This is a genomic window from Aeromonas sp. R4-3 (assembly GCF_040908275.1).
Taxonomy (GTDB): Bacteria; Pseudomonadota; Gammaproteobacteria; order Enterobacterales; family Aeromonadaceae; genus Aeromonas; species Aeromonas rivipollensis.
Genome location: NZ_JBFODK010000023.1, coordinates 41,390 through 55,777, shown reverse-complemented (window position 1 = coordinate 55,777; position 14,388 = coordinate 41,390). Strand labels below are relative to the sequence as shown.

At 62.2% G+C, this 14,388-nt stretch carries 9 protein-coding genes; 5 read left to right on the top strand and 4 right to left on the bottom strand.

The window, feature by feature from the left end; translation table 11 throughout:
• Positions 1–25: 25 nt before the first annotated feature.
• The 4 genes from malG to yejK all read right to left on the bottom strand — a co-directional run bounded on the left by malG (position 26) and on the right by yejK (position 5,283).
• On the bottom strand, positions 26–916 hold the full coding sequence (gene malG / locus AB5Y91_RS06445) for a maltose ABC transporter permease MalG (protein WP_025326477.1): 891 nt from the start codon (positions 914–916) through the stop codon (positions 26–28).
• 12 nt (positions 917–928) lie between these two features.
• On the bottom strand, positions 929–2,584 hold the full coding sequence (gene malF, locus AB5Y91_RS06440) for a maltose ABC transporter permease MalF (protein ID WP_163157044.1): 1,656 nt from the start codon (positions 2,582–2,584) through the stop codon (positions 929–931).
• A gap of 71 nt (positions 2,585–2,655) precedes the next feature.
• A complete protein-coding gene (malE, locus tag AB5Y91_RS06435; protein WP_106887277.1) occupies positions 2,656–3,837 on the bottom strand; it encodes a maltose/maltodextrin ABC transporter substrate-binding protein MalE in 1,182 nt (393 codons plus the stop codon).
• 396 nt (positions 3,838–4,233) lie between these two features.
• Positions 4,234–5,283: a nucleoid-associated protein YejK gene (yejK, locus tag AB5Y91_RS06430; RefSeq protein ID WP_162627363.1), complete on the bottom strand. Its 1,050-nt coding sequence runs from the start codon at positions 5,281–5,283 to the stop codon at positions 4,234–4,236.
• A gap of 73 nt (positions 5,284–5,356) precedes the next feature.
• Here yejK and AB5Y91_RS06425 point away from each other — a divergent pair, with 73 nt between their 5' ends.
• The 5 genes from AB5Y91_RS06425 to AB5Y91_RS06405 all read left to right on the top strand — a co-directional run bounded on the left by AB5Y91_RS06425 (position 5,357) and on the right by AB5Y91_RS06405 (position 14,375).
• Complete coding sequence (locus AB5Y91_RS06425; RefSeq protein ID WP_011705556.1) at positions 5,357–5,584, top strand: DUF1414 domain-containing protein; 228 nt, start codon at positions 5,357–5,359, stop codon at positions 5,582–5,584.
• A gap of 43 nt (positions 5,585–5,627) precedes the next feature.
• Positions 5,628–7,475: a DUF3413 domain-containing protein gene (locus AB5Y91_RS06420; RefSeq protein ID WP_106887279.1), complete on the top strand. Its 1,848-nt coding sequence runs from the start codon at positions 5,628–5,630 to the stop codon at positions 7,473–7,475.
• A 260-nt stretch (positions 7,476–7,735) separates the two neighbouring features.
• A complete protein-coding gene (locus AB5Y91_RS06415) occupies positions 7,736–9,886 on the top strand; it encodes a TonB-dependent hemoglobin/transferrin/lactoferrin family receptor (protein WP_368169332.1) in 2,151 nt (716 codons plus the stop codon).
• The gene (locus tag AB5Y91_RS06410; RefSeq protein WP_368169331.1) at positions 9,886–11,925 is read left to right on the top strand and encodes a prolyl oligopeptidase family serine peptidase; all 2,040 of its coding nucleotides are present in this window, start codon (positions 9,886–9,888) and stop codon (positions 11,923–11,925) included. Before AB5Y91_RS06415 ends, AB5Y91_RS06410 begins: the two co-directional genes overlap by 1 nt.
• A gap of 35 nt (positions 11,926–11,960) precedes the next feature.
• Positions 11,961–14,375, top strand: coding sequence for a proprotein convertase P-domain-containing protein (locus tag AB5Y91_RS06405; RefSeq protein WP_368169330.1), 2,415 nt, complete (start codon positions 11,961–11,963; stop codon positions 14,373–14,375).
• Positions 14,376–14,388: the final 13 nt, after the last annotated feature.

Below are 14,388 nucleotides of genomic sequence, written 5' to 3'. Positions count from 1 at the left end.
GAGCACTCCCCCGGCCATTAAAACCTTAACCTTTCACACCGCCCGCAGTGAGACCACCCACCAGCCAGCGCTGTGCCATGAGGAACACCACTGTGATGGGCAGGCCGGACAGCACGGCGGCTGCGGCGAAGTCACCCCACAGATAGTTCTGCGGATAGAGGTATTGCTGGGCACCGACCGCCAGGGTCAGGTTGTTCACATCCTGCAGCAGGATGGAGGCCACGGGCACCTCGGTGATGGAACCGATGAAGGCCAGAATGAAGACCACCGCCAGTATGGGCACCGACAGGGGCAGCAGGATCAACCTGAATGCCTGCCAGGGGGTCGCCCCATCGATGGCCGCCGCCTCTTCCAGGGAAGAGTCTATGGTCTCGAAGTAGCCCTTGATGGTCCAGACATGCAGCGCTATGCCGCCCATGTAGGCCAGGATCAGGCCACCGTGGGTGTTCAGACCCAGCCAGGGGATGTAGTCGCCAATCTTGTTGAACAGCGCATAGATGGCCACCAGTGCAAGCACCGCCGGGAACATCTGGAAGATCAGCATCCCCTGCAATATGGTCTGCTTGCCACGGAACCGCAGACGGGCAAACGCATAGGCACAGGTGGTGGAGAGCACCACTATCATCAGGGCCGTGATGCCCGCGATCTTGATGGAGTTCCACAGCCAGGTCAGCACAGGGAACGGCGGTGGCGTTATGCTGCCATCGGCGTTGGTGATGGACATGCCAAGCGCCAGCTTCCAGTGATCCAGGGTCGGGTTGGAGGGGATTATCTCCCCCACCGAGAAGTTGCCGTTACGGAACGAGATGGCGATAACCATGATCACCGGGAAGATGATCAGCGCCAGGAAGCCCCACATGACCAGGTGGGTTGCCCACACCCGGTATTTCACTGATTTGGGTTGTACGATAGCCATTGAGAAGCCTCCTTACAGCTTGTCCGCTTTGGACAATTTCAGGTTGAGCAGTGCAAGCGCGCCGACGATCAGGAAGATGGCGGTGGCGATGGCACTGGCCAGACCGTAGTCCTGACCACCCGAGCCCTGGAACGCGATCCGGTAGGTGTAGTTCACCAGCAGATCCGTGGTCCCGGCCGGGGTACTGGCCCCTATGATGTCCGGCGCCCCGTTGGTCAACAACTGGATAAGCACGAAGTTGTTGAAGTTGAAGGCAAAGGATGCAATCAACAGGGGGGTCAGCGGCTTCATCAGGAGCGGCACTGTGATCTTGAAGAAGTTCTGTACCGGACCCGCACCGTCCATGGCAGACGCCTCATAGAGATCTTCCGGGATGGCCTTGAGCAGCCCCATGCAGAGGATCATCATGTAGGGGTAGCCGAGCCAGGTGTTGACGATGAGGATCATCACCTTGGCCAGGAAGGGGGTGGTGTACCAGTCCGGCTTGATGCCGAACGCCGCTTCCAGGAACAGGTTGATCTCGCCGAAGTTCTGGTTGAACAAGCCCTTGAACACCAGGATGGAGATGAACGCCGGTATCGCATAGGGCAGGATCAGCATGACCCGGTAGAAACCGCGCCCCCTGAGCTGCTCCCACTGCACCAGACAGGCCATCACCATGCCGATAGCCAGGGTGAAGGCCACGGAGCAGGCGGAGAAGATCACCGTCCAGACGAAGATCTGCATGAAGGGACCCTGGATGCCCGGGTCTGTCATGATGCGGACGAAGTTCTTCCAGCCCACGCTCACCACGAAGCCAGGGGCCATGCCCTTGCCGACGAAGTGACCGTCAGTATCTATGTACTGATAGAAGCCGGTGTCCGGGTTCGGCAGCATCAGCTCGCCGTTCTGGTTGTCCCGCAGCAGGTTGCCGTCCTTGATAACGACACCGGACTGCTTGAGCACGGCCCCGTCAACCAGCTGGGTATACAGCGGCTTTTGCGCCGCAAACTTGCGCAGGCTGCTCAGGGTCAGGTGGATGTTGCCATCCGGCAGTACCAGATCCAGGGCACTCAGGTGAGTGCGGTGATCGACGATGGCACGTATGGGTGCCGCCTGGTCGAGCGCTTCCCCGTTCAGGGGTTGCAGCTGAACAACCTGTGGCTCGTCACGGACCCGTCCTTCACGGACGGCCAGGGTACGCGCCTTGTTGTTCAGCAGGGTAAGGGGTTGACTGATAAAGGATTGGTCGTCCTGTTGCAGCAGCAGCTGAAACTGATTGTTCTCACCACCCAGGAGGGTGAAATCGAATTCACCGCCAGTCACCTTATAGATTTTTTTCAGATGGAAATCCCGTGCCTGCTCGAGAGAGAGCAGGTTGGCACCCGAGTAGTTGGTGAAGGCGATGCCGATCGTGTAGGCAAGAGGGAAGATGATAAAAACAACCATGCCTGCCACACCGGGGAAGATATAGCGGTGGGCATAGGTCTTCTTGTTCATGAAGACATAGAGACCGACAGAAACGACCACCAGATCGAGCAGGGCAAACACCCACTCGCCGCTGGCATACATCATCACGGCCGCATAACCATTAAGCACTGCAATCAGTGCCGCCATGGTCCACTTCAGCCAGACGTACTTGTCTTTCTTCGGACCGGCATAGGATTCGATAGAAGGTACAACTTCCATGCCAATTAACCTTTATTGCGCCAAGAGAGATTGGAGAGAGTGGGAGGCCCGAAGGCCTCCCTGGTGCTAGCTTACTGGACGATGCGCTTGGCAGCGGTATCCAGGGCTTCGTCAACGCTCTGACGGCCAGAGGTGACGTTCTTGAGGGCTGTTTCGAAGGAAGACCAGAAACGGCTCATCTCAGGCACGGACGGCATCGGCTCGCCATTCTGGGCGTTCTGCATGGTCGCCTTGATGTTGGCATCGGATTCCAGCGTCTTCTGGAAGGACTTCAGTGCCACGGCGCCCAGCGGCTTGTCGGCGTTCACCGGTGCCAGACCGGCGTCGGTCAGCAGGTAGTTTTCCAGGAACTCGATGGCCAGATCCTTGTTCGGGCTGGCGGCGTTGATGGTGGCACCCAGTACGCCAACGAAGGCTTTGGCCGGCTTGCCGTTCAGGGTCGGCAGCGGCGCTACGCCGTACTTGATGCCGCTCTTGTCCAGGTTGCTCCAGGCCCAGGGACCGTTGATCATCATGGCCACTTCGCCCTTGTTGAACTTGGCATCCATGACACCGTAGTCGATGCCCTTCTCCAGGTGACCGGACTTGATCATCTCGGAGATGTAGCCCACACCGGCCTTGGCGCCTGCGTTGTTCACGCCGGTGTCTTTCACGTCATAACCGGTAGCGGTCTTCTTGAAGGCATAACCACCGTTGGCAGCCACCAGGGGGTAGCTGAAGTAGGGGGTGTCATAGGCCCACATGATGGCGCGCTTGCCACTCTTCTTCAGCTCTTCGTCGATCTTGGCGATCTCTTCGAAGGTCTTGGGCGGGTTGGGCAACAGATCCTTGTTGTAAATCAGGCTGACGGCTTCGACCGCGACCGGGTAGCCATAGGTCTTGCCATCGACTGCCATGGCATCCCAGGCGAACTGCTCGAACTTGGCCTTGGTGGCGGCGTTCGGCGTCACTGGCACCAGCAGACCGGCCTTGACCCACTCACCGTAACGGTCGTGAGCCCAGAAGAAGATGTCCGGGCCGTTGCCGGTGGCGGCGGCTTGCTGGAACTTCACTTCTACCTGGTCCGGGTGCGCGACGGTCACCTTGATGCCGGTCTCGGCTTCAAACTTCTTGCCTACTTCGGCCAGGCCGTTGTAGCCCTTGTCACCGTTGATCCAGATGGTCAGCTGGCCTTCGTCAATCGCAGCAGTGGCTGAACAAGCCACACCCAGGGTAGCCAGACCGATCAGGGATGACAGCAATTTCTTTTTCATGAGCCTTTCCTTGTATTAGTTCCGCGCTGTAAGAGCATTGTGTGCGAGATGAATATTATCCCAAGCCTGCAACGCCTCACATGACACGCCTCGCATTTTTGAAATGCAATTACGTATTTTCTTCCAGAAAGTTATGAAAACATTTTCTTATTTCAGCGACTTATCGGGATTTATCGTCATATTTTTGGCCTTGCATGGAAATTTAATTACCAAAAAGAAATAAATTTACACCATTGAAAGGGGTTTCACCCCATTGAAAACCCTTTCAACTCCATTATTTTGTTTAATGTGTTAACAAAAGTACCAAGCCGGATTCCAGGTTCATCTCCCCCTTAAATAAAAAGGCACCGGAGCGAACTCCGGTGCCTTTTTGCCAGAAATGGTGACTGGATCACATTATGACTGACGCAACAGCTGATCCTTGAGGTTGGGCGGCACGCCACGTATGGTCAGGGTGTCCGTCTGGGGATCGTAGAAGACCCGGCTGTTCAGCAATTTCTGCTCGAAGCTGAGGGTCAGGCCGCCACCCGAGCCGACAAACTTGGTCAGGCCGCGCAGGGTGGAGCGATCGGCCGGGAAGCGATCTTCCAGCTCGTATTCCTGGCCGATGAAGCTGTAAAAATCGAGATCGCCATCGCCAGGCAATTCCGCCGACAGCTCCTTGATTTCGATCTCTTCACCAGCGCTCGCCTGCTCGGTGCAATATTTGAAGACCTGCTTCTTGTAATCATTGCGCTCGGCGGGTTCGAGCTGGCGGCTGTCGCAGTAATCGTCCACCGCCTGCAGCAAGCCTTTATTTTGTACCTTGGCATCCATGCCCTCGCGGGCACCCAGCAAGTCCATGAAAAAGTCCCCCAGCTTGCGACCGACCCGCCCCTTGCTGAAGGTGATATAACGGCGAGAATCAGGCTGGGTTTTCCATTCGGTCAGATCGATGCGGGCCACCAGGTTGAGTTTGCCGATATCCAGATAATGGATGTGACGCAGGTCCAGTGCCTCGCTGACGGTGACGCTCTCCTTGCCCTCCAGCAGGGCAATCATCAGATAATCGACCCCGACATAGTTGTATTTGGCAATCAGCAGCACGCCCTGCTCGTCCAGGGCGTGCTCCACCAGCTGCTTGACCAGCATCTGGGTCAGGGTGATAGAGAAAGGGACGAATTCGGTCTGCTCGCCAAGCAGCTGTTCGAGGGCGATGCGAAAGGCCGGAGACGGCTGCTTGGGAGCCTCTTCACCTTCTGCCAGCTCGGCGACGGCGGCTTCCGGGTCGGCAAAGAAACCGAAGCCCTTGCCACCCTTGCCGTTGTAGATGCGATGCAGTTCTGCCATCAGCCCTTGCACCGCCTCATCGGCAGGCAGAGTCTGACTGCGGGTATCGGCGTGCGGCTGACCGTCATTGCCGGCGCGCAGGGAGTGAAGAATGATCTTGTCGATATCGAGACTCATGTCACAAAGCCATAGTGTTAGCCGAAAGGGTGAAGTATTATAAGGCGCTTTGAACCGAGATGAACCCAAGATTATGCCCATCGTATCAAAGTACAATAACGAGCAGTTTGACGCCCTGATGAACGACCTGATCACCGCCCTGGAGAAACACAAGGCGCCGGTGGATCTCAGTCTCATGGTGCTTGGCAACCTGACCACCAACATCATCAACGGTATGGCCCCGGCCCAGCGTCAGGCGATCACCGAGAAGTACATCCAGGCGCTCACCGCCTCGGTGGATCATCGCCACGATGCTCACTGAGTTTCTTCGCATTCTTTGATGTTTTTCAAGCAGATGGATCATTATGGTCGAAACCGGCAACCCCTATCGTGATAACGTCTCTCGCCTGATCACCTGGGGGCATTGGTTCTCCTTCTTCAACATCATCCTGGCCATGCTGATCGCGACCCGCTATCTGGGTTCCATCAGCTGGCCATCGACCACGCTCGGGGTCACCTATCTCATCATCAGCTGGATAGGTCATTTCTCGTTCCTGAGCTTCGTCACCTATCTGCTGACCGTCTTCCCCTTGAGCTTCGTGCTGCCCAGGGAGAAGCCCCTGCGCTTCATTTCGGCCATCATCGCCACCCTGGCGCAGGTGCTGCTGCTCATCGATACCCAGGTCTTCCAGCTGTTCAAGTTCCACTTGAATGGTCAGGTGTGGCAACTGCTGCTGGATCAGGCCCAGACCGAAGAGGGCTCTATCTGGAGCATCATCTTCGTCGCCGTGCCCACCATCTTCCTGCTGCAATTGCTGCTGTCGGCCTATGTGTGGCGCAAGATCAACAAGCGCAAGCGTCGCCAGTACGGCAATCAGGTGGGGCTGGCCCTGCTGGTCTGCTTCATGCTGACTCACCTGGTCAACAGCTGGGCCGATGCGACCCTGTATCAGCCCATCACCATGCAGCGCGCCAACTTCCCGCTCTCCTATCCCATGACAGCCCGAAGCTTCCTGGCCAAGCATGGCTGGCTCGATCTCGAGCAGTATGAGAAGAAGGCCGAGAACCAGGGCAGCGCCGAGCATCGCCTGCTCTATCCCCTGCGCCCCCTCAGCGTGAGCGCGCCGAGCGAGCACAAGAACCTGCTGGTGGTGGTGGTCGACTCCCTGCGGGCCGACATGCTCAACAACATCAACATGCCCAATCTGCAGCGCTATGCGGATCAGCACCTCAACTACAGACGCCACATGAGTGGCGGCAACGATGACGCCATGGGGATGTTCGGCCTCTTCTACGGGCTGCCCGGCCACTACTATGGCGACATCCGTGCCGACAAGCGCCCGCCGGTGCTGTTCGACGAGATGCTGCGCCAGGACTACCAGTTCGGCCTGTTCGGTGCGCTGGAAGACGCCAAGCAATATCAGCAGAGCCTGCTCGCCGGCCTGCGCAAGCAGGTGTTTGTCTCCCGCCAGAGTGATGACACTCGCCTCATCGGCGACTGGCAGCAGTGGCTTGGCACCCGCACCGCGGACAGACCTTGGTTCTCTCTGGTCTATCTCTCGAGCCCGGGCGATTATCAGGTGCCCGCCAGCCTCAAGGGCCCCTTCCAGCCCGAGCTGACCCGGTTCAACCCGGCCACCGCCTATAGACCCGAGAACCTGCAAAAGCTGGAGAATCGCTACAAGAACTCGGTGTTCTACACCGATCAATTGCTGGAGCAGATGCTCTCCCGGCTGCAGCAGCAGGGACTGAGCGAGCAGACCATAGTCGTCATCACCTCCAATCACGGCCAGGAGTTCAACGAAACCCAGAGCAACAGCTGGGGCTATGGCAGCAACTACTCTCCCTATCAGGTGCAGGTTCCTTTGGTGCTCGCCTGGCCCGGTGTCGAGAGCCAGCCACAGGAGCAGGCAAGCAGCCACCTGGATCTGGTGCCGACCCTGATGAAGGGCATGCTGGGGGTACGCAACCCCCCTCGCGACTACAGCACGGGGCGCAGCCTGTTTGACACCAGCCCGCGCAACTGGCTGCTGGCCGGCGATCAGAATGACTTTGCCATCTATCAGGACAACACCATCACCCAGTTCAACAAGCAGGGTGACTTCGAGCTGCTGGATCGCAATACCTATCGCCCCATCAAGCACGGCACCCCGGACATGGGCGCCATGATCCAGGTGATGAACGAACTCAACCGCTTCTATCGCACCCCCTAGGTGCTCTGATGGATCCAATCGGCCCGCCTTCTCGGCGGGCTTTTTATTGTCTCGAGATCCAGTCGGGACGCCCTCTTCCCCTCCACCGGCCAGTGCCATTCGCAAACGTATGCCCTGCAACTACTGATTCATCTCTCAAAAAACCTCAGTCCGATCAAGATCATAAAACAAAGATGATAATGATTATCAATCGTTGATGCGGAGGGATTCATCTGCAATAATCCGCGCCCTTCAGGCTTAAATAAAAATCATTATCAACAATGAAAACACTGCTTCACTACTGGCCCATGCTGCTGTCCGGTACAGCCCTGGCCGCCAGCGATCCCGCCGGGACAGATCCCGAACCCAGGGCCCACGAGACCATAGTGGTCAAGGGGCAGCGCATCGAGCAGAAGCTCTCCGATGTCTCCGGCTCCATCACAGTCATCACGGAAGAAGAGCTGGATCGCCAGGTCGCCACCGAACTCACCGACGTGTTCAAGAACGAACCCGGGGTCTCGGTGACCGGCTCCGCCGGTCGGCCGCAAAACATCATCATCCGTGGCATGGGCGGCAACCGGGTGCTCATCATCAAGGATGGGGTGCGGGTCAGCGACGGCTTCGGCGCCGATGACCTCAACGACAAGGTGGGCCGCTTCAGTTTCGATCTCGATGACGTCAAGCAGATCGAGGTCGCCAAGGGGGCCGGCTCCTCCCTGCATGGCTCCGACGCCATCGGCGGCACCATAGTCATCTCCACCAAGCAGCCGGAGGACTACCTGCAGGGGCAGGATGCCTATCTCGGCAGCAAGGTGTTGCAGGACGGCAGCAGCGACAAGCAGAAGCTGAGCGCCACCGGCGCCGCCCGGGTGCTGGATAGCGAGCACCTGCTGCGGGTCTCCGGCTGGCAGGGGCACGAGACCGCCAACTATGACGAGAGCCGCATCCCGGCGGATCTGGACGGCCTCAGCGCCTCCACCAGCTCCCGCTTCCCGTTAAGCGATCACCACCTGCTGCGCCTCGAGCTCGACTACTTCGAGGACAATGCGCAGCGGGATCAGGGACCGCGCGAAGTACCCCAGCCCGACGGCAAGTGGCAGGTGCGCCAATACCACGAGCAGGGCAGCCAGCGCACCCAGGGGGGCAAACTTGGCTGGGAGGCGAGCGATCTCGGCAGCCTGCTGGCGGATCAGTTCACCTGGAGCCTCTATGGCAACCACTCCAAGAACAGCGCCAACAAGCGCAGCCTGCTGCAAAACGACCTGCTGAGCGGCTATCCCCGCTACCGCAGCGAGCGAGAGCTCTCCACCTTCACCGAAGACCGCGTCGGCAGCGAGCTGGACGTGCGCCGGGATCTCGTCACCGGCGACCTTGCCCACAAGCTGAGCTACGGCGTCGAGCTGGAGCGTACCCGCCACGAGCGGCCGGTGGAGAAGCTGAGCCTGGAGGCGGGCGTGCCCCAGCCCAGCCAGTCCGAGCCCTTCAGCAGTGCCCGCACCGACCGGGCAGGGGTCTGGCTCGGCGACGTGGCCACCCTGGGCCGGTGGCAATTCACCCCCACCTTGCGCATGGATCACCAGTGGCTGCGCCCGCAAGATGGCAATCAGGGCGAAAACCACAGCTGGCATCTCTCCCCGAGCCTGGCCACCAGCTACCGCGTCAACGAGCAGTGGCGCAGCTGGCTCAGCTATGCCAACGGTTTTCGGGCCCCCTCCTACGACAAGGTGTACGGCAACATCCCCCACTACTTCGCCCTGCCGCCGTTCCAGATCATCGCCAACACGGATCTGAAGGAGGAGACCAGCCACAGCTTCGAGTGGGGTTTGAGTGGCGAGGGGGAGAGCTGGAGCATCAAGCCGGCCCTCTTCTACAACCGTTACTACAACTTCATCGACTGGCGCGAGGTGGGGCTGCGCCTGAGCGATGGCGTCATACTGCGCCAGTACCGCAACGTGGCCAAGGCCGAGACCTGGGGGGCGGAAATCGCCGCCAGCTACTGGCTGACCCAGGAGTGGGAGCTGGCCACCAAGCTCGGCTGGGTCGACGGGCAAGACAGCCAGGGCGAGGCGCTGCGCACCCTCACCCCTCTCGAGTGCAACACCCGCCTGAGCTACCAGACCCATGACTGGAGCCTGGGGGTGCAGGCGGACTACGCCGCCGCCATGGACAGGGTGCCCAGCTGCGGCAACAGCCTGACCAAGCGCCAGGATGCCTGCCTCACCAGCGCGGGCTGGTTCAGCCTCGCCATGACGGCGGACTGGCTGATCACCGATGCACTCAAGGTCAACCTCAAGCTCGATAACCTGTTCGACACCCGCTACACCCGCTATCAGGATGTGGCCGGGCTGGAAACCGGTACCGATGCCGGACTCTTCACCCAGAGCGGCCGCACCTTCAGTGCCAGCCTGCGCTACACCTTCGTGGGGATCTGATGCACAGCCTGCTTCTACTGGCCAGCCTGCTGGCCACCCCGGCCCCTGCCGCCCCGCTTCCTGAGGCAACCCAGGAGGCCGCGCCCCTTATCCCCGAGCGCCCACAGCTGATGAAGGGGGAGATAGCCCGCCTCGATCCCTATGGCGGCTGGCGTGACGACAGTCGCCGCTCCCCCGAGCTGCTAACGCTGCTGCGCGAGCAGAACCGCTGGACCGAACAGCAGCTCGCCGGCCAGCAGCCGCTTGCGAAGACACTGCAAGCCGAGTGGCAGGCCCGGGAGCGGGGCGAGCCCCTGCCAGAGGAGTGGCTGACCGAGGCCGGCAGCCAGTGGCGCATGGCGGCGGACGGCAGCCTGTGGCAGCGCAGCGACGCAGGCTCGGCCCCCCGCCAGCGGCTGGCCCCTCGTCAGCCCGATCAGGGTTACTACGAGGTTGCCGCCTGGGCCCTGCACCCGGATGGCCGCCTGCTGGCCCTGGCCGAAGACCACCGAGGGGACAGGGACTACCGCATCACCTTGCTGGATCTGGCGAGCGGCGAGACGCTCGCCTCTTTGCCACACCGCGCCAGCGATCTGCTCTGGAGCCTGGATGGCAAGACCCTCTATACGGTCGCCAACGAGCGCCACACCCTGCGCCCCTGGCAACTGTGGGCCTGGCAGGCAGGCAAGGAGGCGCTGGTGCACCAGGAGGCCGATCCCGCCTGGCTGCTCAGCCTCTATCGCACCACGGACAAGCGTCACCTCATCTTGCAGAGCAACAACCACGACAGCTCGGAGCAATACCTGCTGGATGAGGGCGGTCCTACCCTGCTCAAGCCCCGTGAGCGCGGGCTCGAGTACTACCTGGATACCCAGGGGGACAGGGTGCTTGTCAAGAGCAACCGGGACGGGGCCATGGGTCTTTATCAGGCGCCCAGCCTGGCTCAGGTAGCGAGCGGGCCCTGGCAACCCCTCTGGTCAGGCGAGGGCCGTGAGCTCGAGAAGTGGCGCCTGTTTGCCCACCACACCGTGCTGCAATACCGCAAGGCCGGGGACGACTGGCTCAATGTGCTGGATGCAGGCGGCAAGCTGACCCACAGCCTGGCGCTCACCGAAGGGGCCGGCACGGCCTGGATCCAGGGTGCCCATGATCCCGCCAGCCAGCAGATCCTGATCCGCCGCCAGGGCATGGCCGAGGCGCCGCACCAGCGCTGGCTGGATCTGGCCTCCGGCACCTGGAGCCAGGGGCAGGCTGCCTCCTCCTCTCCCTACCGGAGCGAGCGGCGCTGGGTGGTCGGCCGGGACGGCGTCCGGGTGCCGGTCTCCCTGGTGTGGCGCAAGGGCATTCAGGCACCCAAGGCACTGCTGCTCTACGGCTATGGCGCCTACGGCACCCCCATGCGCCCCTACTACCAGCCCCAGGTGCTGAGCCTGCTGGATCGCGGCTTCGTCTACGCCATCGCCCATGTGCGCGGCGGCGGTCTGCTGGGAGAGACGTGGTACAAGGAGGGTCGCGGCCAGCAGAAGCAACACAGCGTGGACGATTTCCTGGCGGTGGCAGAGAGCCTGGCCCGGGATCCCGCCATCGATCCCGCCCGGCTGTTCGCCATGGGCGGCAGCGCCGGCGGTCTCTTGGTAGCGGCGGCCCTCAATCAGGCGCCGACCCGCTTCGCCGGGGCCGTGCTGCAGGTGCCCTTCGTCGACCTGATCGGCACCATGCAGGATCCCGAACTGCCCCTCACCCGCCAGGAGTACGGGGAGTGGGGCAATCCGGCCATCCCGGCCGACTATGCGGCCATGCGCCGCCTGAGCCCCTACGACAACCTGCACGCGGCCCCCTACCCGCCCCTCTATGTGACGGCCGGGCTGCACGACAGCCAGGTGCCCTACTGGGAGCCCCTCAAGTGGCTGGCCCGCCTGCGGGCCCACAGCTCAGGGGCCGGACCCTATCTGCTGCACACCGAACTCGAGGGGGGCCACCTGGCCAATCCCCGCACGGCCGAGCTGCGCGCGGCCCGGGAGTATGCCTTCCTGCTCTCCCTGGCGGGGGTCCGTCACTGATGTCCGCATTCACCTTTTCTGTTTTGGAGTCACCCATGAAACCCTCCTCCCTGGCCCTCTGGCTGGCGGCAACCCTGCTCTCCCAGCCCCTGCTGGCGGCCGAGCTGCAGTTTGTCGATGAAGAACCCCTGACCACCACGCCCCAGGCCTGGCTGGAGCAGCGCCTGGGCGTCACGCTCGCCCCCGACTACGACAGGGCCAGCCTGCTCGGCCACCATTACAGCTTCCGCATGCTGGTCAACGGCCTGCCGGTGGCCACCACCCAGGCCGCCGTCAGCATAGACAGCGCCGGCAGACCCTGGCGCCTCTATCACAATCTGCGCCCCCTGCAGAGCGCAGCGCCCGGCTGCGATGCCAGCACCAGCCTGGATCCCCTGCTGGACCAGCTGCGCGCCGACGGCAGCCAGATAGCACCGCTGGGACAGGTCGAAGCCTGGTACTGGCGTGACGGCGACACCCTGGTGCCGGCCCTGCGCCAGCGGGTGAGCGAGCACAAGGCGGGCAATGCCAAGGCCAGCCGAGTCCAGCTGTTTGCCAGTTGCGACGGCGATCGCGAACTTGGCCGCTGGGGGGATCAGGCAAGCACCCAGGCGGTGCGCACCCCAGAGGCGGGGGATCAGCGCGTCCTGGCACGGGTGTTCGATCCCGATCCCCGCACCCAGCTGCAAGACGCCAGCCTGATCTGGCATGAGGCCCTGGTGCTGGCGGATGCCGCCTATCAGGACAAGGTGGAACTGCCGGTCAGCCTGCTGGGCACTGACTATGTGCTGAGCGGCCCCCATGCTCGAGTGGTGGATGCCATCGAGCCCACTACTGCCCCCTACGGGGCAGACAACCAGCAGGCCTTTCGCCTGACCCGGGACGATCCGGGCTTTGCCGACATCAACGCCTACTACCACCTGGACTTGGCCCAGCGCCACCTCAAGGCGCTCGGCTTCACCGACCTCATCCCCGGCGCCCTCGACATCGACACGGACGCAGGCTATCAGGACAACTCTCTCTACGATCCGTTCGAGCGCAGGCTGGAGCTGGGTCGCAGCGGTGTCCCCGATGCCGAGGATCCCATGGTCATCTGGCACGAGTTCGGCCACGGCGTGCAGCACCACATAGTGCCGGATCTCGGGGAAGAGGGTGACTGGGGCGCCATCGGCGAGGGCTTCGGCGACTTCCTGGCCGCCAGCCATCGCCAGCGCAGCGAGGCGGGCCGCCAGTTCGAGCCCGCCATTGTGTTCAACTGGGATGCCCGTTTCACCGACCGCGCCCCGCGCCAGCTGGACGATGCTCGGGCCCGCTACCACCCGGACTACAACTACCCGGCTCACCGCACCATCAACGGCAGCAATGGGGATCAGCTGTGGGGCACCCAGCTGTTCCAGGCCCTGCTGGCGTCGGTGGCCGAGCACGGGGAAGGGGTGAGGGACGAGTTCGATCGCGTCATCATCGAATCCCACTTCGGGCTGGGCCCCGCCATCCGCATGCCGCAGCTGGCCCGCATCACGGTGGACACGGCGGCCCGGCTCTACCCGGCGCGCTCCTATGCCCGACTGCTGGAGCAGGCCTTCCGCCAGCACGGCCTGTTGCAGGCGCCCGTCAACGTCGCCCTGGCCGAGGGCAGCGCCCTTGTGCTGGATCAGCGCCAGTCGGTGCAGCTGAACCTGAGCAACCCCGGCAGCGCCCCGGTGACCCTCAACGCCCTGACCCTGTCCCTGCCCGCCGGCTTGCAGGCCGATCCCCTGGCCTGGTCAGCGACCACACTGGCGGCCGGCGCCAGCACCATCGCCACCCTGCGGCTGCTGGCCACCAGCCCGCTGGCCTGTGGCGACGAGGTGAGCCTGCCGGTGAGCCTCGCCATGAGCGGCACCAGCCCGACCGAGCGTCAGTGGCAGCAGTCGCTGACCCTGCCCATAGGCACCCCCGTCATCAGCCGGGCCAACGGCCAGCCGCTGGCCCTCAAGGATGCCCAGAGCGAGGAGGTGCGCGGCATCAGCGAAACCAGCCTGGTGCTGGAAAAAAGCGACGCCCGGGTGAGCGATCGCCTGCAACTGAACCTGGACTTGCAGCACCAGGCCCTGGATGAGCTGGAGATCTGGCTCAACTCCCCCTCAGGTACCCGCATCCAGATCTGGGACAAGGGGTACAGCCCGTTGCCACGGCTCAAAGGGGTCTTCCCCACCGAGCTGCTACCCCTGCAACCCTTCACTCCCCTGGTGGGAGAGCCGCTGGCCGGTCGCTGGACCCTGGAAGTGGTGGACAGCAAGCCGGGCAAGCAGGGGCGCATCAACGGCTGGAGCATCAGCCAACGCATCGGCGCCCAGTGTGGTGAGCCCATCGCCCCGCCGGATGACGGCATCATCCACTTCAACACCGCGGACAGCAGCGGGGGCGGCACTGTCAACCTGCTCTGGCTGCTGCCGCTGGCGCTCTGGCGCCGCCTCTGCCGTCGCGACTGATCCATCCCTATAA

Excerpts from the sequence above, each read along its gene's own strand:
- AB5Y91_RS06420 (WP_106887279.1), top strand. The coding sequence starts at position 5,628 with ATGGTCGAAACCGGCAACCCCTATCGTGATAACGTCTCTCGCCTGATC.
- AB5Y91_RS06415 (WP_368169332.1), top strand. The coding sequence starts at position 7,736 with ATGAAAACACTGCTTCACTACTGGCCCATGCTGCTGTCCGGTACAGCC.
- AB5Y91_RS06410 (WP_368169331.1), top strand. The coding sequence starts at position 9,886 with ATGCACAGCCTGCTTCTACTGGCCAGCCTGCTGGCCACCCCGGCCCCT.
- malE (WP_106887277.1), bottom strand. The coding sequence starts at position 3,837 with ATGAAAAAGAAATTGCTGTCATCCCTGATCGGTCTGGCTACCCTGGGT.
- AB5Y91_RS06425 (WP_011705556.1), top strand. The coding sequence starts at position 5,357 with ATGCCCATCGTATCAAAGTACAATAACGAGCAGTTTGACGCCCTGATG.
- AB5Y91_RS06405 (WP_368169330.1), top strand. The coding sequence starts at position 11,961 with ATGAAACCCTCCTCCCTGGCCCTCTGGCTGGCGGCAACCCTGCTCTCC.
- malG (WP_025326477.1), bottom strand. The coding sequence starts at position 916 with ATGGCTATCGTACAACCCAAATCAGTGAAATACCGGGTGTGGGCAACC.
- malF (WP_163157044.1), bottom strand. The coding sequence starts at position 2,584 with ATGGAAGTTGTACCTTCTATCGAATCCTATGCCGGTCCGAAGAAAGAC.
- yejK (WP_162627363.1), bottom strand. The coding sequence starts at position 5,283 with ATGAGTCTCGATATCGACAAGATCATTCTTCACTCCCTGCGCGCCGGC.